The sequence below is a fragment of the Pseudomonas sp. B19(2017) genome (assembly GCF_002113165.1).
GTDB lineage: Bacteria > Pseudomonadota > Gammaproteobacteria > Pseudomonadales > Pseudomonadaceae > Aquipseudomonas.
Genome location: NZ_NEJR01000012.1, coordinates 84,246 through 101,926 on the forward strand (window position 1 = coordinate 84,246; position 17,681 = coordinate 101,926).

Below are 17,681 nucleotides of genomic sequence, written 5' to 3' on the forward strand. Positions count from 1 at the left end.
CACCACAGCCTTCAAGACCTGTGGTGCACTGTGGGAGCGGGCGTGCCCGCGAAAGGGCCCTTGAAACACACCTCATTACCCCTGAAGTTTGCTCCCCCCGCCCCGCTCTGCTAGTGTCGCGCCGTTCTGAATGCCACCGAGACAGTCGCCATGGCCCGCAAAAAAGCCTCCCTCGATTTCGAGCAATCCCTCGCAGACCTGCAAGCACTGGTCGAGCGCCTGGAGAACGGCGAGTTGTCGCTGGAAGAGTCGCTGGCCGCCTTCGAGCAAGGCATCGCCCTGACCCGTGACTGCCAGGGCGCCCTGGCCCAGGCCGAGCAGAAGGTGCAGATCCTGCTGGAACGCGATGGCGAACTGGCTGCCCAGCCCTTCGACGCGGAGCCGGAAGCATGATCGGCACCTACCAGGCCAGTTGCCAGGCGCGGGTCGACGCCGCCCTGGAACCGTTGTTCGTCGCCCCGACCAAGGAACTCGAACGCCTTTACGCCGCCATGCGCTACAGCGTGATGAACGGTGGCAAACGCGTGCGCCCGTTGCTGGCCTATGCGGCCTGCGAAGCCTTGGGCGCCCCGGCCGAACAGGCCAACGGCGCGGCCTGTGCGGTGGAACTGATCCACGCCTACTCGCTGGTGCATGACGACCTGCCGGCCATGGATGACGACGACCTGCGCCGTGGCCAGCCGACCACCCACAAGGCCTTCGATGAGGCCTGCGCGATCCTCGCCGGCGACGGTTTGCAGAGCCTGGCCTTCAGCGCCCTGCTCGACCCGCGCCTGAGCCCGCAGGCCGACAGCATTCGCCTGGCCATGGTCCAGGCCCTGGCCAAGGCGGCCGGCCCGGCAGGCATGGTCGGGGGGCAAGCCATCGACCTCGGTTCGGTGGGCCTGAAGCTGGACCAGCAGGCGCTGGAATTCATGCACCGGCACAAGACCGGTGCACTGATCGAAGCCAGCGTGCGCCTCGGCGCCCTGGCCAGCGCCCGCGCAGAGCAGGTGCAACTGGATGCCCTGCAGACCTATGCACAGGCGATCGGCCTGGCCTTCCAGGTGCAGGACGATATTCTCGACGTGGAAAGCGATACCGCCACCTTGGGCAAACGCCAAGGGGCCGATATCGCCCGTGACAAACCGACCTACCCGGCGCTGCTGGGCCTGGAAGCGGCCAAGGCCTATGCGATCGAACTGCGCGACCAGGCGCTGGTCGCACTGGAAGGCTTCGGCGAAAAGGCCGAGCCGCTGCGGGCGCTGGCGCGTTACATCGTCGAACGCCGCAACTGATTTGATTGGGGCCGCTGTGCGGCCCTTCGCGGGCGCGCCCGCTCCCACAGGGCCCTCACCGCTCTCGAGCCCTGTACCTCTGGGAGCGGGCGCGCCCGCGAAGGGCTGCACAGCAGCCCCAATGCGACACCCGTCTGAATGGGCAGTATTTCCTACAATGGGGTAAACTGCCGCGTCTTCACACACCTATAACGACTCGCCTGATGCCCACGACGTTTCAAGAGATCCCCCGCGAACGCCCGGTCACGCCGTTGCTCGACCGCGCTGACACGCCTGCCGGCCTGCGCCGGCTGGCCGAAGCCGACCTGGAGACCCTGGCTGACGAACTGCGCCAGGAATTGCTCTACACCGTGGGTCAGACCGGTGGGCATTTTGGTGCCGGCCTGGGCGTCATCGAACTGACCATCGCCCTGCACTACGTCTTCGACACCCCCGACGACCGGCTGGTGTGGGACGTGGGCCACCAGGCCTACCCGCACAAGATCCTCACCGGGCGCCGTAAGCGCATGCTCAGCCTGCGCCAGAAGGACGGCATCGCCGCCTTCCCGCGCCGCAGCGAGAGCGAGTACGACACCTTCGGCGTCGGCCACTCCAGCACGTCGATCAGCGCCGCACTGGGCATGGCCATTGCCTCCCGCTTGCAGAACAGCGACCGCAAGTCGATCGCGGTGATCGGTGATGGCGCGCTGACCGCCGGCATGGCCTTCGAGGCGTTGAACCACGCCCAGGAAGTCAACGCCGACATGCTGGTGATCCTCAACGACAACGACATGTCGATTTCGCGCAATGTCGGCGGCCTGTCCAACTACCTGGCCAAGATCCTTTCCAGCCGTACCTACGCAAGCATGCGCGAAGGCAGCAAGAAAGTGCTGTCGCGCCTGCCGGGCGCCTGGGAAATCGCCCGCCGCACCGAGGAGTACGCCAAAGGCATGCTGGTGCCGGGCACGCTGTTCGAAGAACTGGGCTGGAACTACATCGGCCCGATCGACGGCCACGACCTGCCGACCATGATCGCCACCCTGCGCAACATGCGTGACCTCAAGGGCCCGCAGTTCCTGCACGTGGTGACCAAGAAGGGCAAGGGCTTCGCCCCGGCCGAGATCGACCCCATCGGCTACCACGCCATCACCAAGCTGGAGCCGGTCGACAAACCCGCTGCACCGAAGAAGGCCAGCGGCCCGAAATACTCCGCGGTGTTCGGCCAGTGGCTGTGCGACATGGCCGCCGCCGACAACCGCCTGGTGGGCATTACCCCGGCGATGAAGGAAGGCTCCGACCTGGTCGATTTCAGCGAGCGCTACCCGGAGCGTTATTTCGACGTGGCGATCGCCGAGCAGCATGCCGTGACCCTGGCGGCCGGCATGGCCTGCGAGGGCAGCAAGCCGGTGGTGGCGATCTACTCTACCTTCCTGCAGCGCGCCTACGACCAGCTGATTCACGACGTGGCGGTACAGAACCTCGACGTACTGTTCGCCATCGACCGCGCCGGCCTGGTCGGCGAAGACGGCCCGACCCACGCGGGCAGCTACGACCTGTCGTACCTGCGCTGTATCCCGGGCATGCTGGTAATGACCCCAAGCGACGAGAACGAGCTGCGCAAGATGCTCAGCACCGGCCACCTGTACAACGGCCCGGCAGCTGTGCGCTACCCGCGTGGCACCGGCCCGAACGCGCCGATCAGTGGTGACCTGGAACCGCTGGAAATCGGCAAGGGCGTGGTCCGTCGCCAAGGCGAGAAAGTCGCCTTGCTGGTGTTTGGCGTGCAACTGGCCGAGGCCATGCAGGTAGCCGAGCAGATCAACGCTACCGTGGTCGACATGCGCTTTGTCAAACCGCTGGACGAGGCGCTGGTGCTGGAGCTGGCCGCACGCCATGACCTGCTGGTGACCATCGAAGAAAACGCCATCATGGGCGGTGCCGGTGCGGCTGTTGGTGAGTTCCTGGCCAAAGAGGCGATCGTGAAACCGCTGTTGCACCTGGGGTTGCCGGACATCTATGTCGAGCATGCCAAGCCTGCGCAGATGCTGGCTGAGTGTGGGCTTGATGCGGCAGGGATCGGGGCTTCGGTGAAGGCTCGGATGGCCAGGCTAGGCCTGTAAACCCTGGGGCCGCTTTGCGGCCCATTCGCCGGCAAGCCAGCTCCCACCTCGACCGCGCCAGCCTCAAGACATGCGCTATCCCTGTGGGAGCCTGGCTTGCCAGCGATCGAGGGCGCAGCCCTCGCAGAAGCTCACTTGGCCGCCGGCGCTTTAGCCTCGAGCAACGCACACAACCGCGCCGTTGCTTCAATCATCTGCCCACTGGGCCGCTCCAGGCCTTTGTCCGGCACCACCAGCAAATGCTCATCGGCAACCGCACGCAGTTGCGGCCAGGCCCTCCAGCTCGCCAGTTGCGCTTCATCACCCGCCAGGATGACCTGGGGGTTGCGCAGCAGCACAGATTCCACATCTACCTGCGGCGCCGGCTGGGCGAGATCGGCAAAGACATTACGCGCCCCGCAAACGGCCAGGGCATCGCTGACCACCTGCCGGCCACCGAGCGTGTACAGCGGACGGTCCCAGACCTGGTAGAACACCTGCAAGGGCTCGGCCCTTCGATACTGCTGGCGCAACTGCCGCAACCGGTCACGCAAGGCCTGGGCATACCGCCGGCCCTGTTCGGCACGGCCGACACGCTCAGCAATGGCTTCGATCTGCTCGATCAGTTGGTCTATATCATGGGGTTCGGCGCTGAAGGTAGCGATGCCCAGGCGCTTGAGCTGGTCACGTTGGGCCGGCGGCACGCTGCCCGGCCACAGCAGCAACAGGTCGGGGCGCAGGCTGAGCAGGCGCTCCATGTCCAGCTGCCCCTGGCGCCCCACCGAGGGCAGCTCGCGCAGCGCCGCCGGCCGTTCGCCACCGTCAAGCACACCGACCAGCAGGTCATCGGCCTGCAGTTCGAGCATGATCTCGCTCATCGACGGGGCCAGGCTGACCACCCGCAGCGGTTCGCCAGCCAGTGCGGAGCAGGCGAACAGCGCCAACAGGCCGGGCAGCAGGCGCATCAGCCGAGCTGGCGGGGAATGCGATAGAGGTACAGCACCACCACGGTGGACAACGCCAGCAGGATCTGCGGCACCGCCTCCAGGCCGACCAGTACCGACAGGGCGGCAACCCAGGCGGGGAAGCAGGCATACAGCATGGCCAGGCGCCGCACCCGCGCCAGCTCGATCCAGGCGGCAGGTTCTTCGCCTGTGCCAAGCACCTTGGAAGTGGCGATGAGGGCGCGCTTGTAGGCACCGAAGCGCGGCAGGCTGAGGAACATGGTCGCCGCGCCGGCAATGAACAGCGGCATGGCCAGCACCGAGGCCAGCGCATCACCACCACCGAAGGCCCAGGCCATCACCGGCAGCGGCACCAGGCCCACTGCCAGGTACTGCCACCAGGCCAGCGCCAGGCGCCGCTTGACCTCGGCGCGAGTCACGCCTGAGGCACCTCGCCCTGGTGCTCGTTACCCAGCATATGGCCCAGCTTGCCGGCCTTCGTCGCCAGGTAGTAGCGGTTGTGCGGGTTGTGCCCGGTATGCAGCGGTACGCGCTCGGCGACGACGATGTTCATGTCGGTCAGGGCTTTGACCTTGCGCGGGTTGTTGGTCATCAGGCGCAGCGACTTCACGCCCAGGTGCTCCAGCATCGGCAGGCATATGGCGTAGTCGCGCTGGTCGGCGGCAAAGCCCAGGCGCTCGTTGGCCTCGACGGTATCGGCGCCACCATCCTGCAGCTCGTAGGCGCGAATCTTGTTCAGCAGGCCGATGCCGCGGCCTTCCTGGCGCAGGTACAGCAGCACGCCACGGCCTTCACGGGCGATTGCCTGCAGCGCGGCTTCCAGCTGTGAACCGCAGTCGCAGCGCTGGCTGAACAGGGCATCGCCGGTCAGGCACTCGGAGTGCAGGCGCCCCAGCACCGGCTGGCCGTCCGCGATGTCACCCAGGCTGAGCACCACGTGCTCACGGCCGGTGGCTTCGTCGAGGAAGCCATGCATGGTGAAGGTCGCGAAGGGCGTCGGGAGTTTAGAGGCGGCAACAAAGACGACGGGCACGTTGTGCTCCTGGAATAAGTTGAAAATTTCTCGTGGGCCGATTGTATCAGCAGGTTGGGGGATATGGGCTGGCTGAATACCGTGGGGTAAGATCGAAAAGTTCGATGCTTATTAGGCCACCAATCAACCGTGCCCCACGCGGTTTCTGTGGGAGCGGGTTTACCCGCGAAGAAGCCAGCGCGGTGCCTGGCACCGGCTTCGCCGGTGTTCGCGGGTAAACCCGCTCCCACAGGGACCGCACATGCCTTGGCGCTCTGCGTCTCAATGCGGTTTGCTGTCGGGCCTGAACGGATACGGCTGCTGCCAGTGCTCGAATATGGGCTTGAGCTCGCCACTGCGTACCAGTTCGGCCATGCGCTTGTCGAACAGGTCGCGCAGGGCCTTGGCCTGGTCGTTGCGGGCAAAGGCCAGGTACAGCGGCAGCTCGGCCACATGGCTGCGGCGGAAGCGCTCGGGCTGGGAGGTCTGGCCGAGCACGTAGTCGACCTCGGTCAGCGCATCGATGTAGAAGTCCACACGGTCATGCTCCAGCATTGGCAGGATACCTTCGCGGCGCTGGACCTCGCGAAAATCATGCACATTCGGCAGGTAGCTGCCGAAGTCGTAGCCACGCACCCAGGCCAGGCGGTAGCGGCCTATGGTCTGCTGGGTAGGCACAGGCTTGCTGGCCAGCCCCAGGGCATAAATGTGGTCCATGTCGAAGTGCCAGCGCGGGTACAGGTTGTCGTCGTTCTCTTCCTTGTATGAGCCTACCCAGGCGTCTGCCTCGCCACGCTTCACCAGCCCGACGGCACGGCTGTAGGGCGCGCTCTGGGTCACCACCTTGACCCCGGCCGGCTCGAACACCTTGCGCAGCACATCCCAGGCCACCCCGGTACCGTCGGCGTTGGTGTAGTCGAGCCACTCTTCGCTGACCAGGTGGACCTGCTTCGGCACACCTTCGGCAGCCGCCCAAGGGGCGAGGCTCAGCAGCATTACCAGCAGCATCGCCCTCATGGCCATCCATCCGCTCCCTGTATCAGGCAACCGCCCACACCAGAACCTGCATGCTTAACCAGGCAAACACGCCGGCCAGGATATCGTCGAGCATGATCCCGACGCCCCCATGCACATGCCGGTCGACCCAGCGGATCGGCCACGGTTTGAGGATGTCGAAGAAACGGAACATCAGGAACCCCGCCAGCAGCCATTGCCAGCCTTCCGGCACCAGCCAGAGGGTTATCCACATGCCGACGATCTCGTCCCAGACAATGCCTTCGTGGTCGTGCACGCGCAAATCATTGGCGACCTTGCCGCAGAGCCAGAAGCCGAACAGCATGCTCACGCCCAGCAACAGCCAGTAGCCCCAGTCGGGCAGCATCTGCCACAGCGGGATGAACGGGATGGCCACCAGCGAGCCCCAGGTACCCGGCGCCTTGGGCAAGGTGCCGGAGCCGAAGCCGAAGGCGATGAAGTGCCACGGGTTGCGCCTGACCGAAGGCGGAACGAACTCCGCAGGCACCTGGTTGGGGTGATCGGTCACGGTGTCTCCCTAAAATGTTGATAGCCGCGTTGCCGCGGGGTTATGTCCCGGCCCTGCCGGTCGCGCAGGCTGACACCCTGCCCTTCGAGCACCCGCCCGATGACATGCAGCGCCGCCAGGCCTTGTGCCTGCAGGGATGAAAGCTGGTCTGGCGGCAAGGTGAACGCCAGCACATAGTCGTCGCCACCGGTCAGCGCCGCGTGTATAGCCGCCTCGGTGCCGAGCAGGCCCTGCAGGGCAGATGACATCGGTACCTGCTCCAGGTTCACCTCGAGCGCCACGCGGGAGGCCTTGGCGATATGCCCACAGTCGGCCAGCAGGCCGTCGGAAATGTCCAGTGCCGAGGTGGCACGCCCGCGCAGCAACTGGCCCAGGGCGAACTGCGGCGACGGCGACCAGTAATGATCGAGCAACGGCTGCGCCAGCGCGGCATCGGCCTGGCGCTGGCCCAGTACCAGCGGCAAGGCCCCCGCCGCGTTACCCAGCTCGCCCCCCACGCACAGCAGATCGCCCGGGCGAGCGCCGTCACGGCGCAACGCCTGCCCCGCCGGAACCCGGCCGAACACGGTCATGGTGATGCTCAGGGGGCCACGGGTAGTGTCGCCACCGATCAGGCTCAGCTGGCAGTGGCTGGCCATGCGGTTCAGGCCGCTGGCGTAGGCTTGCAGCCAGTCGGCGCTGACCTCGGGCAAGGTCAGGGCAAGGGTGAAACCGATGGGAGTGGCGCCCATGGCCGCCAGGTCGCTGGCCGCCACGGCCAGCGAACGCTGGCCGAGCAACCACGGGTCGCACACCGCCGGAAAATGCACCCCGGCGACCAGGGTGTCGGTGGACACCGCCAGTTGCTCGCCGGCGGGAAGGCTCAGCAGGGCGCAGTCGTCGCCGATGCCCAAGGCCACACCGTCACCGCCTTGCGCACAGGGCGCGGCGGCAAAGTAATGGCTGATCAGCTCGAACTCACCCATGGTCCGCAAGCGCCAGAATCAGCGCTTGTTCGCCTTGACTTCTGCTTCGCGCAGGTTCGGGGCCAGCTTGTCCAATACGCCATTGACAAACTTGTGGCCGTCGGTGGCACCAAAGACCTTGGCCAGCTCGACACCTTCGTTGATCACCACGCGGTACGGTACGTCGACGCGCTTGATGAACTCCCAGGTGGACAGACGCAGCACCGCCAGCTCGACCGGGTCGAGCTCTTCCAGTGCCAGGTCCAGGCATGGCTTCAGGGCGTTGTCGATTTCGCTCTTGATCGCCGGGACCCCATGCAGGATCTCGCGGAAATAAGCGCCGTCGACATCGGAGAAATCGTTATCGACCCGGAACTGCGCTTCGATCTCGTTCAGCGAATGCTGCGCCATGTGCCACTGGTACAGCGCCTGGGTCGCGAGCTTGCGGGCTTCGCGGCGCTTGGCGCTCTTCGAGGGCTTGCCGGCATCCGCAGGTTTTGGATCGCGCGGGTTGAAACGATCGCTTTCGTCGCTAATCACTTGGCCTCCAACTGCGCCAGCAGGCTGACCATTTCCAGAGCGGACAGGGCAGCTTCAGCACCTTTGTTGCCGGCCTTGGTGCCGGAACGCTCGATGGCTTGCTCGATGGAGTCGACGGTCAGTACGCCGAAGGCCACCGGAACACCGAACTCCATGGACACCTGGGCCAGGCCCTTGGTGCATTCGCCCGCCACGTATTCGAAGTGCGGGGTACCACCACGGATCACCGCGCCCAGGGCGATGATCGCGTCGTAGGCGCCTTGCTGGGCGACCTTCTGTGCCACCAGCGGGATTTCGAATGCACCCGGGGCACGGATGATGGTGATGTCGCTTTCGCTGACACCGTGGCGTACCAGGGCATCAACGGCACCGCTTACCAGGCTTTCGACGACGAAGCTGTTGAAGCGGCCAACCACCAAAGCATAGCGACCTTTGGGGGCGATGAAGGTACCTTCGATGGTCTTCAGGGTCATTCCGATATTCTCATCTTCAAGAGCGAGGCCGCATACGGGCGGCCTCGACAGGGGTATGGACTCGAGCTGGAGGGCGTCATTGCCGCCTCAAGTCACTCGGAGGGCACGTATTCTACAACTTCCAGATCGAATCCGGATATCGCGTTGAACTTCATCGGCGAACTCATCAGGCGCATCTTGCGCACACCGAGGTCACGCAGGATCTGCGAACCGGCACCCACGGTGCTGTAGGTGGTCGGTACCTTGGCGGGGGCATCGCCGGCGCTTTCGCGGATGTGCGCCAGCAGCACGTCGCCGTCCAGCGGGTGGCCCAGCAGCAATACCACGCCGCTGCCGGCCTCGGCCACGGCGGCCATGGCCGCGCGCAGGCTCCAGCGGCCCGGTTGCTTGACCAGCAGCAGGTCGCGCAGTGGGTCCATGTTGTGCACCCGCACCAGGGTCGGCTCTTCGGCGCAGATCTTGCCCAGGGTCAGGGCCATGTGCACGTCGCCTTCCACCGCGTCGCGGTAGGTGACCAGGTTGAACTCGCCCAGCTCGCTCTCCACCGGTTGCTCGGAGACGCGCTGCACGGTGCGCTCGTGGATCATGCGGTAGTGGATCAGGTCGGCGATGGTGCCAATCTTCAGGCCGTGCTCGGCAGCGAACACTTCCAGTTCGGCGCGGCGCGACATGGTGCCGTCATCGTTCATCACTTCGCAGATCACGCCGCTCGGCTCGAACCCGGCCATGCGCGCCAGGTCGCAGGCGGCTTCGGTGTGGCCGGCACGGGCCAGGGTGCCGCCAGGCTGGGCCATCAGCGGGAAGATGTGGCCAGGGCTGACGATGTCTTCGGCCTTGGCATCCTTGGCAGCGGCCGCCTGTACGGTGCGGGCGCGGTCAGCGGCGGAGATGCCGGTGGTGACACCTTCGGCGGCTTCGATCGACACGGTGAACTTGGTACCGAAGCCCGAGCCGTTGCGCGGCGCCATCAGCGGCAGCTTCAGCGTTTCGCAACGCTCGCGGGTCATCGGCATGCAGATCAGGCCACGAGCGTGCTTGGCCATGAAGTTGATGTGCTCGGGCAGGCAGCACTCCGCTGCCATGATGATGTCGCCTTCGTTTTCACGGTCTTCGTCATCCATGAGGATGACCATTTTGCCCTGGCGGATGTCTTCGACCAGTTCTTCGATACTGTTGAGCGCCACGCGGCACCCCCTTCTCAATCAGGATTTCAAGAAGCCGTTGGCGGCCAGGAAGCTTTCGGTAATGCCACTGCCCTTGCTCGGTTCGGCAGCCTTGTCACCCAGCAGCAAGCGCTCCAGGTAACGGGCCAGCAGGTCGACCTCAAGGTTTACCCGACGCCCTGCGCGGTAGTCGGCCATGATGGTTTCGGACAGGGTGTGCGGGACAATGGTCAGCTCGAACTCGGCGCCATTGACCTCGTTGACCGTCAGGCTGGTGCCGTCGACGGTGATCGAACCCTTGTGGGCGATGTACTTGGCCAGTTCCTTCGGTGCACGCACGCGGAACTGGATGGCGCGGGCGTTATCGCTGCGCGAGATGATTTCGCCGACGCCGTCGACGTGGCCGCTGACCAGGTGCCCGCCCAGCCGGGTAGTGGGGGTGAGGGCTTTTTCCAGGTTGACCTTGCTGCCGCTCTTGAGGTCGATGAAGGCGGTGCGCTTGAGGGTTTCGACGCTGACGTCGGCCCAGAAGCCGTCACCCGGCAGTTCGACGGCGGTCAGGCACACGCCGTTGACGGCGATGCTGTCGCCGAGCTTGACGTCACCCAGGTCGAGCTTGCCGGTTTCGACGTAGACGCGCACGTCGCCACCCTTGGGGGTCAGGCTGCGGATGGTGCCGATGGATTCGATGATGCCGGTGAACATGGGGTCTTCCTCAAAAACGGTTTGCGCGGGGCAAGCCCGGCATTATACGCCGGGCGCCGGCAGGGGGATGGCCGTGACCCGCCAGTCATCGCCCACTGCGCGCATTTCGGTAATTTTCAGCCGCGGCGCTTCACTCATCCGGTCCAGTGGCCAGTCCAGCAGCGGGCGGGCCTGGGAACCGAGGAAGGTGCCGGCGACGAACAACTGGTATTCGTCGACCAGGCCTTGCCGGGCGAAGGCGCCGACCAGGCCGGCACCGGCTTCCAGCAGGATTTCGTTGACGCCACGGGCCGCCAGGGCTTGCAGCAGCGCCGGCAGGTCCACCTGGCCATTGTCACCCGGCAGGCTGAGCAGTTCGTGGCCACCAGCGGCATAGCGCGGGTCATCTGCGACAGCGGTCACCACCAGCGCCGGGCCGGCCTGGAAGAACGGGGCATCCAGCGGCAGGCGCAGGCGGCCATCGACCAGCACGCGCAGCGGTGTGCGGCTGAGTGCAAGAGCGGTGGTTTCGGCATCCAGGCCCAGTTCGGCGCCGCGCACGGTCATCCGTGCGTTATCGGCCAACACGCTGGCGGCGCTGGTCAGCACCACGCTGGAACGGGCGCGCAGGCGCTGCACCGCCGAGCGGGCGGCGGGGCCGGTGATCCACTGGCTTTCGCCACTGGCCATGGCAGTGCGGCCATCCAGGCTCATGGCCAGTTTGGCGCGAACGAACGGCAGGCCGTGCTCCATGCGCTTGAGGAAACCGGGATTGAGTGCACGGGCCTCGGCCTCGAGCACGCCGCTGGCCACTTCGATACCGGCCTCGGCCAGGCGCCGCAGGCCCTGCCCCGCCACTTGCGGGTTGGGGTCCTGCATGGCGGCCACCACTCGTGCCACGCCGGCATTGACCAGCGCTTCGGCGCACGGCGGTGTGCGGCCATGGTGGCTGCACGGCTCGAGAGTGACATAGGCACAGGCGCCACGGGCACGCTCACCTGCCTGGCGCAGCGCATGCACTTCGGCATGCGGTTCGCCGGCGCGCACATGCCAGCCTTCGCCGACCACCTCGCCATCGCGCACGATCACGCAGCCTACGCGCGGGTTCGGGTGGGTGCTGTACAGGCCCTTGCGCGCCAGCTCCAGCGCGCGGGCCATGTAGTGGGCGTCGAGGATCGCAGCTTGGCTGGGCATGGTCACTCTTTAGCCGGCTCGCGAGCCAGGCGGTCGATTTCTTCGCGGAACTCGTCGAGGTCCTGGAAGCGCCGGTAAACCGAGGCAAAACGGATATAGGCCACTTCGTCGAGCTTGCGCAGCTCGGCCATGACCATTTCGCCCACCACCAACGATTTGACTTCGCGTTCACCGGTGGCACGCAGGCGGCTCTTGATATGCGCCAGCGCCGCTTCCAGGCGCTCGACGCTGACCGGGCGTTTTTCCAGCGCCCGCTGCATGCCGGCGCGCAGTTTATCTTCGTCGAAGGGCTGGCGCGTGCCGTCCTGCTTGATCAGCCGGGGCAGCACCAGCTCGGCGGTTTCGAAGGTGGTGAAGCGCTCGCCGCAGGCGACGCATTCGCGGCGGCGGCGCACCTGCTCGCCCTCGGCGACGAGGCGAGAGTCGATGACCTTGGTGTCGTTGGCACCGCAAAAGGGACAGTGCATGGTGGCAGGCAACAAAAAAAGGGAGGGCCATGGTAGCGCATCCCACTGGCAAGACAAGCCAAAGGGGTTAACATCCATGGCAAATCTGCCCGTGAAGGACTACCCCATGCATTACCGAGCGCTCGTCGTGCTGTGCTGCGCCGCCCTGCTCGCCGCCTGCGGCAGCGACAGGCCGAAGCCCGACGCCCCTGCGGCCCCCACGCCAGCCCGCACGGCCAAGCCGGCCGCAGTACTGGGCCCGCTGCCGGCCTACCAGCGCGAGCTGAGCGGCACCTTGCTGGAAATCCCTGCCGGTGCCGACGTGGAGCTGGCCTTGCTGGTCATCGACGAACGCGACCGCCCCCAACGCCTGCTGGCCAGCAGCAACCTGACCGGCACCGGCCAGGCCTTACCCTACCAATTGCGCTTCAACCCCGAGGCGTTCCCCGCCGGCGCCCGGGTCGAGCTGCGCGGCCGCGCCAGCCGTTCCGGCCAGCTGATCATGCACCTGCCGCCGGTGCGCATTACCCAGGCCCAGACCCAGGCCATCGGCCCACTGCGTTTCGAGAAGGCGCCGTAAGTGGCGCCAGTCTCCTTGCAACAGGCCCTCAGCGGCCTGATCGGCGAAGCGCGTCTTGTCGTCAGCGAGCTGCCCGGCTGCGACCTCAGGCTGTGGCTGATCGACGACCAGAACATGGACCGCGCCTTCAGCAGCGAAGAGACCCGGCGCATTCTTGACGAACCGCCCTACTGGAGCTTTTGCTGGGCCAGCGGCCTGGCCATGGCCCGTTACCTGGCCGAGCACCCGCAATGGGTAGCCGGCAAGCGCGTGCTGGATTTTGGCGCCGGCTCCGGTATCGCCGGTATTGCCGCTGCCCGCGCCGGTGCGCTGGAAGTGGTAGCCTGCGACCTCGACCCGCTGGCACTCGATGCCTGCCGCGCAAATGCCGCGCTGAACGGAGTGGAACTGGGTTACAGCAGCGATTTCTTTGCCGAGGACGACCGCTTCGACCTGATCCTGGTGGCCGATGTGCTGTACGACCGCGCCAACCTGCCGCTGCTGGATGCCTTCCTCGACCGCGGGCGCCAGGCGCTGGTGGCCGACTCGCGGGTACGCGACTTCAGCCACCCGCTGTACCGGCAACTGGGCGTGCTCGAAGCGCTGACCCTGCCGGACCTGGCCGAGCCGCACGAATTCCGCCGGGTCAGCCTGTACCACGCCAGCCGCGACACCTTATAGTGGTGTCATTCACGAGTTTGCGAGAGTCGCGATGACCCAAGACACGCCTTACATTTTCGACGCTACCGATGCCACCTTCCAGCAACTGGTAATCGAGAACTCCTTCCACAAACCGGTGCTGGTGGACTTCTGGGCCGAGTGGTGTGCGCCGTGCAAGGCACTGATGCCACTGCTGGCCAAGATCGCCGAGGGCTACCAGGGCGAGCTGCTGCTGGCCAAGATCAACTGCGACGTGGAGCAACAGGTGGTTGCCCAGTTCGGCATCCGCAGCCTGCCGACCGTGGTGCTGTTCAAGGACGGCCAGCCCGTGGACGGCTTTGCCGGTGCGCAGCCGGAATCGGCGATCCGTGCCATGCTCGAACCGCACGTGCAATTGCCCGCCGCCCCCAGCGCATCGCCGCTGGAGCAGGCCAAGGGGCTGTTTGCAGAAAGCCGTTTTGCCGAGGCCGAAGCGCTGTTGCAGGCCCTGCTGGGTGAGGACAACAGCAATGCCGAAGCGCTGATCCTGTATGCCCGCTGCCTGGCCGAACGCGGTGAACTGGGTGAAGCCCAGGTTGTGCTGGACGCAGTCAAGACTGACGAACATAAAGCTGCACTGGCCGGCGCCAAGGCCCAGCTGACCTTCCTGCGCCAGGCCGCCAGCCTGCCGGAAGTGGCCGACCTTAAAAGCCGCCTGGCGCAGAACCCGCAGGATGACGAGGCGGCCTATCAGCTGAGTATCCAGCAGCTGGCACGCCAGCAGTACGAAGCGGCGCTGGAAGGGTTGCTGAAGCTGTTCCAGCGTAACCGCGGCTATGAGAACGGGTTGCCGCAGAAGGCGATGCTGCAGGTGTTCGAGTTGCTGGGTGGGGATCACCCGCTGGTTGGGGTTTATCGTCGCAAGCTGTCGGCGGCGATGTTTTGACTTGAGGCTCATTGCGAGGGCTTTGCCCTCGTTCGCGGGTAAACCCGCTCCCACAGAATTGCGCAGGCCCCAAGTGCTGTGAAATCCTGTGGGAGCGGGTTTACCCGCGAATAGGCCAGCACAGGCAATACAGATTTATCCCACCCAGTGATAAACCGGCGCGTCCACGCCACTTTCCACCTTAACTTCATTGCTATGCCGCAAGCGCACCAGCAGCCGCTTACCCGCCGCCATACTCCCCGCCAGCCCTTCCAACCGATCCAGCAATTCCGGCCCGCTCATCTGCCCTGCCAGGCGCAACACCTCACGTGCCGCAGTCCATTGCCCGTCATCCTGACGAGTTGTCGCCACGGTTTCCGTTGCTGCGGTCTGCGCCACCGCGGGCAATTCGACCTGCCGCCCCAGCTGCGCCCACTCTTCAGGCTCCAGCTCGATGGTCAGATCCACAGGCCAGTCACCAATCTGTCCACGAATTCTCATGCTGCATTCCCTGAACCCAAGTCAATGCTGCCATCCTACCGCAACATGAAACCTGCGCCACGCAGGCTGGCGACGCGCAGAAAAGCTGTTATAACATAACCCAATCTTCCCGCCCGCTCCGGAGCCGTCCATGCGTCGCCTGTTGCTCGCCCTGCCCTTCGCCTTGCTGCCCCTGGCCCATGCCCACGCTGATGAGCATGAGCATGATCATGACCACGCCCATGGCACTCTCGGCGCTCACGAGCATGGCGTGGCCAAGCTCAACGCCGTACTCGATGGCAACACCCTGGAGCTGGAGCTGGACAGCCCGGCAATGAACCTGGCCGGCTTCGAACACGCCGCCAACAGCGACGCCGACAAGGCCAAGGTTGCGGCGGTGCGCCAGCAACTCGAACAACCGCTGAAGCTGTTTGGTCTGCCCGCTGCCGCCGGTTGCAAGGAAGACCAGCAGGAACTGGAAAGCCCGCTGTTCGGTGATGCTCCGAAAGCCGACGACGATGGCGACGAACACGAACACGAACACAACCACCAGCACAGCGACATCGGCGCTCGCTACCAGTTGACCTGCACCAACCCCGACAAACTGGCACAGGTGGACCTTGCGCCACTGTTCAAAGCCTTCCCGGCCACCCAGAAAATCAATGTGCAACTGATCGGCCCCAATGGCCAGAAAGGCGTGGAGACCACGCCGGCCAAGGCCGCGGTCGCGTTCTGAATGCGCCAGCCGTTGATCGAACTGCATGACCTGGTGTTCGCCTGGCCAGGCCAGCCCGCGCTGCTGGACATTCCGGCATTCCGTCTGGAAGCTGGCGAGGCCCTGTTTCTCAAAGGCCCCAGCGGCAGTGGCAAAACCACACTGCTGGGCCTGCTGGGCGGGGTGAACGTACCGGGCCAAGGCCGTATCCAGTTGCTCGGTCAGGACCTCGGCCGCCTGGGCCAAGGCGCCCGTGACCGCTTCCGGGTCGACCACACCGGTTATATCTTCCAGCAGTTCAACCTGTTGCCGTTCCTCTCGGTACGCGAAAATGTCGAGCTGCCTTGCCGTTTCTCGCGTAGCCGCAAGGCGCGCGCCGAGCAGCGCCATGGCAGTGTCGACCAAGCGGCCAGCACACTGTTGGCCCACCTTGGCCTGGACGACCCCGCACTGCTCGCCCGTCGCGCCGACAGCCTGTCGATCGGCCAGCAGCAACGGGTTGCCGCCGCCCGCGCACTGATCGGCCAGCCCGAACTGGTGATCGCCGACGAACCGACCTCGGCGCTGGATGCCGACACCCGTGAAGCGTTCATCCGTCTGCTGTTCGATGAATGCCGTGCCGCCGGTGCCAGCCTGCTGTTCGTCAGCCACGACCAGAGCCTGGCGCCGCTGTTCGACCGACACCTGTCGCTGGCCGAACTCAACCGTGCCGCCAAGCCCCGGGAGGCCTGATGTACCTGCTCCGCCTTGCCCTGGCCAGCCTGGCCAACCGCCGCTTCACTGCATTTCTCACGGCTTTTGCCATCGCCCTGTCGGTGTGCCTGCTGCTGGCCGTGGAGAGGGTCCGTACCGAGGCCCGGGCCAGCTTCGCCAGCACCATCAGCGGTACCGACCTGATCGTCGGTGCCCGCTCCGGCTCGGTGAACCTGTTGCTGTACTCGGTGTTCCGCATCGGCAACGCCACCAACAACATCCGCTGGGACAGCTATGAGCACTACGCCAAAGACCCGCGGGTGAAATGGGCCATCCCCATCTCGCTGGGCGACTCGCACCGCGGTTATCGGGTGATGGGCACTACTGGCGACTACTTCAGCCATTACCAGTACGGCCGCCGCCAGCACCTGGAACTGAGCCAGGGCCGCGCGTTTGCCGATGATCCGTTCGAGGTGGTGCTCGGCGCCGAAGTGGCCGAGGCACTGCACTACAAGCTGGGCGACAAGCTGGTGCTGGCACATGGGGTCGCCGCGATCAGCCTGGTCAAGCACGACGACAAGCCGTTCACCGTGGTCGGCGTACTCAAGCGCACCGGCACGCCGGTCGACCGCACGCTGCATATCAGCCTGGGGGGCATGGAAGCCATCCACATCGACTGGCACAACGGCGTGCCAGCCCGCGGCACCGGGCGTGTCAGCGCCGAGCAGGCACGCACCATGAACCTGCAGCCTGCCGCCATCACAGCATTCATGCTCGGCCTGAACAGCAAGATCGCGACCTTCAGCCTGCAGCGGGAGATCAATGAATACCGCAGCGAGCCGTTGCTGGCGATCCTGCCCGGGGTAGCCCTGCAGGAGTTGTGGAGCCTTATGGGCACCGCGGAGCAAGCGCTGTTCGTGGTGTCGCTGTTCGTGGTGCTGACCGGCCTGATCGGCATGCTCACGGCGATTCTCACCAGCCTGAACGAGCGTCGGCGGGAAATGGCGATATTGCGTTCGGTTGGCGCCAGGCCGTGGCACATCGCGGGGCTGCTGGTGCTGGAAGCGCTGACGCTGGCAGCGGTCGGGATCGCTGCCGGGCTTGGTTTGCTGTATGCGGGTATCGCCCTGGCACAGGGGTATGTGCAGGCCAACTATGGTTTGTATTTGCCGCTGGCCATGCCCAGTGCTCATGAGTGGACATTGCTGGCTATCATCCTGGGGGCCGCGCTGCTGATGGGCAGCGTGCCGGCATGGCGGGCCTATCGGCAGTCGCTGGCCGATGGCCTGTCCATTCACCTCTGAGTGTGTGCAATGATCAGAAACCTCACTGCCTTCTTCGCGGGCACGCC

The 17,681-nt window shown here is 65.5% G+C and carries 22 protein-coding genes; 9 read left to right on the forward strand and 13 right to left on the reverse strand.

Annotation, left to right across the window (positions count from 1 at the left end; translation table 11 throughout):
- Positions 1-150 precede the first annotated feature (150 nt).
- From CAF70_RS17140 to dxs, 3 genes are all read left to right on the forward strand, one after another.
- Positions 151-393: an exodeoxyribonuclease VII small subunit gene (locus tag CAF70_RS17140; protein WP_003255380.1), complete on the forward strand. Its 243-nt coding sequence runs from the start codon at positions 151-153 to the stop codon at positions 391-393.
- The gene (ispA, locus tag CAF70_RS17145) at positions 390-1,277 is read left to right on the forward strand and encodes a (2E,6E)-farnesyl diphosphate synthase (protein WP_085626129.1); all 888 of its coding nucleotides are present in this window, start codon (positions 390-392) and stop codon (positions 1,275-1,277) included. The genes CAF70_RS17140 and ispA overlap by 4 nt, the downstream gene beginning before the upstream one ends.
- A gap of 203 nt (positions 1,278-1,480) precedes the next feature.
- The gene (gene dxs / locus CAF70_RS17150) at positions 1,481-3,376 is read left to right on the forward strand and encodes a 1-deoxy-D-xylulose-5-phosphate synthase (RefSeq protein ID WP_085626130.1); all 1,896 of its coding nucleotides are present in this window, start codon (positions 1,481-1,483) and stop codon (positions 3,374-3,376) included.
- Between the two features lie 131 nt (positions 3,377-3,507).
- Here the strand turns inward: dxs and CAF70_RS17155 are convergent, their stop codons facing one another.
- From CAF70_RS17155 to nrdR, 12 genes are all read right to left on the reverse strand, one after another.
- Positions 3,508-4,320 carry a cobalamin-binding protein gene (locus CAF70_RS17155; RefSeq protein WP_085626131.1) on the reverse strand — a complete coding sequence of 271 codons (813 nt, stop codon included), beginning with the start codon at positions 4,318-4,320 and terminating at the stop codon, positions 3,508-3,510.
- On the reverse strand, positions 4,320-4,739 hold the full coding sequence (locus CAF70_RS17160) for an MFS transporter (protein WP_085626132.1): 420 nt from the start codon (positions 4,737-4,739) through the stop codon (positions 4,320-4,322). Before CAF70_RS17160 ends, CAF70_RS17155 begins: the two co-directional genes overlap by 1 nt.
- Positions 4,736-5,353, reverse strand: a complete 618-nt coding sequence (gene ribA / locus CAF70_RS17165) for a GTP cyclohydrolase II (protein WP_003255389.1) — start codon at positions 5,351-5,353, stop codon at positions 4,736-4,738. Before ribA ends, CAF70_RS17160 begins: the two co-directional genes overlap by 4 nt.
- A gap of 261 nt (positions 5,354-5,614) precedes the next feature.
- The gene (locus tag CAF70_RS17175; RefSeq protein ID WP_085626133.1) at positions 5,615-6,355 is read right to left on the reverse strand and encodes an ABC transporter substrate-binding protein; all 741 of its coding nucleotides are present in this window, start codon (positions 6,353-6,355) and stop codon (positions 5,615-5,617) included.
- A 16-nt stretch (positions 6,356-6,371) separates the two neighbouring features.
- Positions 6,372-6,875 (reverse strand): phosphatidylglycerophosphatase A, encoded by a 504-nt coding sequence (locus tag CAF70_RS17180; protein ID WP_085626134.1) that lies wholly within the window; start codon positions 6,873-6,875, stop codon positions 6,372-6,374.
- Positions 6,872-7,840, reverse strand: a complete 969-nt coding sequence (gene thiL / locus CAF70_RS17185; protein ID WP_085626135.1) for a thiamine-phosphate kinase — start codon at positions 7,838-7,840, stop codon at positions 6,872-6,874. Before thiL ends, CAF70_RS17180 begins: the two co-directional genes overlap by 4 nt.
- 18 nt (positions 7,841-7,858) lie before the next feature.
- Positions 7,859-8,359, reverse strand: a complete 501-nt coding sequence (gene nusB / locus CAF70_RS17190; protein ID WP_085626136.1) for a transcription antitermination factor NusB — start codon at positions 8,357-8,359, stop codon at positions 7,859-7,861.
- A complete protein-coding gene (gene ribE / locus CAF70_RS17195) occupies positions 8,356-8,832 on the reverse strand; it encodes a 6,7-dimethyl-8-ribityllumazine synthase (protein ID WP_003255395.1) in 477 nt (158 codons plus the stop codon). Before ribE ends, nusB begins: the two co-directional genes overlap by 4 nt.
- A gap of 92 nt (positions 8,833-8,924) precedes the next feature.
- The gene (gene ribBA / locus CAF70_RS17200; RefSeq protein ID WP_085626137.1) at positions 8,925-10,016 is read right to left on the reverse strand and encodes a bifunctional 3,4-dihydroxy-2-butanone-4-phosphate synthase/GTP cyclohydrolase II; all 1,092 of its coding nucleotides are present in this window, start codon (positions 10,014-10,016) and stop codon (positions 8,925-8,927) included.
- A gap of 18 nt (positions 10,017-10,034) precedes the next feature.
- Positions 10,035-10,700, reverse strand: coding sequence for a riboflavin synthase (locus tag CAF70_RS17205; RefSeq protein WP_003255399.1), 666 nt, complete (start codon positions 10,698-10,700; stop codon positions 10,035-10,037).
- A 42-nt stretch (positions 10,701-10,742) separates the two neighbouring features.
- Complete coding sequence (ribD, locus tag CAF70_RS17210; RefSeq protein ID WP_085626138.1) at positions 10,743-11,873, reverse strand: bifunctional diaminohydroxyphosphoribosylaminopyrimidine deaminase/5-amino-6-(5-phosphoribosylamino)uracil reductase RibD; 1,131 nt, start codon at positions 11,871-11,873, stop codon at positions 10,743-10,745.
- 2 nt (positions 11,874-11,875) lie between these two features.
- A complete protein-coding gene (nrdR, locus tag CAF70_RS17215; RefSeq protein ID WP_009685710.1) occupies positions 11,876-12,340 on the reverse strand; it encodes a transcriptional regulator NrdR in 465 nt (154 codons plus the stop codon).
- 106 nt (positions 12,341-12,446) lie between these two features.
- Between nrdR and CAF70_RS17220 the strand changes: the two genes are divergently transcribed.
- From CAF70_RS17220 to trxA, 3 genes are read left to right on the forward strand one after another with little or no spacing between them, the layout of a single operon-like run.
- On the forward strand, positions 12,447-12,899 hold the full coding sequence (locus CAF70_RS17220; protein ID WP_085626139.1) for a YbaY family lipoprotein: 453 nt from the start codon (positions 12,447-12,449) through the stop codon (positions 12,897-12,899).
- A complete protein-coding gene (locus tag CAF70_RS17225) occupies positions 12,900-13,559 on the forward strand; it encodes a methyltransferase (RefSeq protein ID WP_085626140.1) in 660 nt (219 codons plus the stop codon).
- 31 nt (positions 13,560-13,590) lie between these two features.
- Positions 13,591-14,463, forward strand: coding sequence for a thioredoxin (gene trxA, locus CAF70_RS17230; protein WP_085626141.1), 873 nt, complete (start codon positions 13,591-13,593; stop codon positions 14,461-14,463).
- Between the two features lie 135 nt (positions 14,464-14,598).
- Here the strand turns inward: trxA and CAF70_RS17235 are convergent, their stop codons facing one another.
- The gene (locus CAF70_RS17235) at positions 14,599-14,943 is read right to left on the reverse strand and encodes a hypothetical protein (protein ID WP_085626142.1); all 345 of its coding nucleotides are present in this window, start codon (positions 14,941-14,943) and stop codon (positions 14,599-14,601) included.
- A gap of 130 nt (positions 14,944-15,073) precedes the next feature.
- Here CAF70_RS17235 and CAF70_RS17240 point away from each other — a divergent pair, with 130 nt between their 5' ends.
- The 3 genes from CAF70_RS17240 to CAF70_RS17250 are packed head-to-tail and all read left to right on the forward strand — an operon-like array spanning position 15,074 to position 17,634.
- The gene (locus tag CAF70_RS17240) at positions 15,074-15,658 is read left to right on the forward strand and encodes a DUF2796 domain-containing protein (RefSeq protein WP_085626143.1); all 585 of its coding nucleotides are present in this window, start codon (positions 15,074-15,076) and stop codon (positions 15,656-15,658) included.
- On the forward strand, positions 15,659-16,369 hold the full coding sequence (locus tag CAF70_RS17245) for an ABC transporter ATP-binding protein (RefSeq protein ID WP_025337516.1): 711 nt from the start codon (positions 15,659-15,661) through the stop codon (positions 16,367-16,369).
- Positions 16,369-17,634: an ABC transporter permease gene (locus tag CAF70_RS17250; RefSeq protein WP_085626144.1), complete on the forward strand. Its 1,266-nt coding sequence runs from the start codon at positions 16,369-16,371 to the stop codon at positions 17,632-17,634. Before CAF70_RS17245 ends, CAF70_RS17250 begins: the two co-directional genes overlap by 1 nt.
- Positions 17,635-17,681 lie beyond the last annotated feature (47 nt).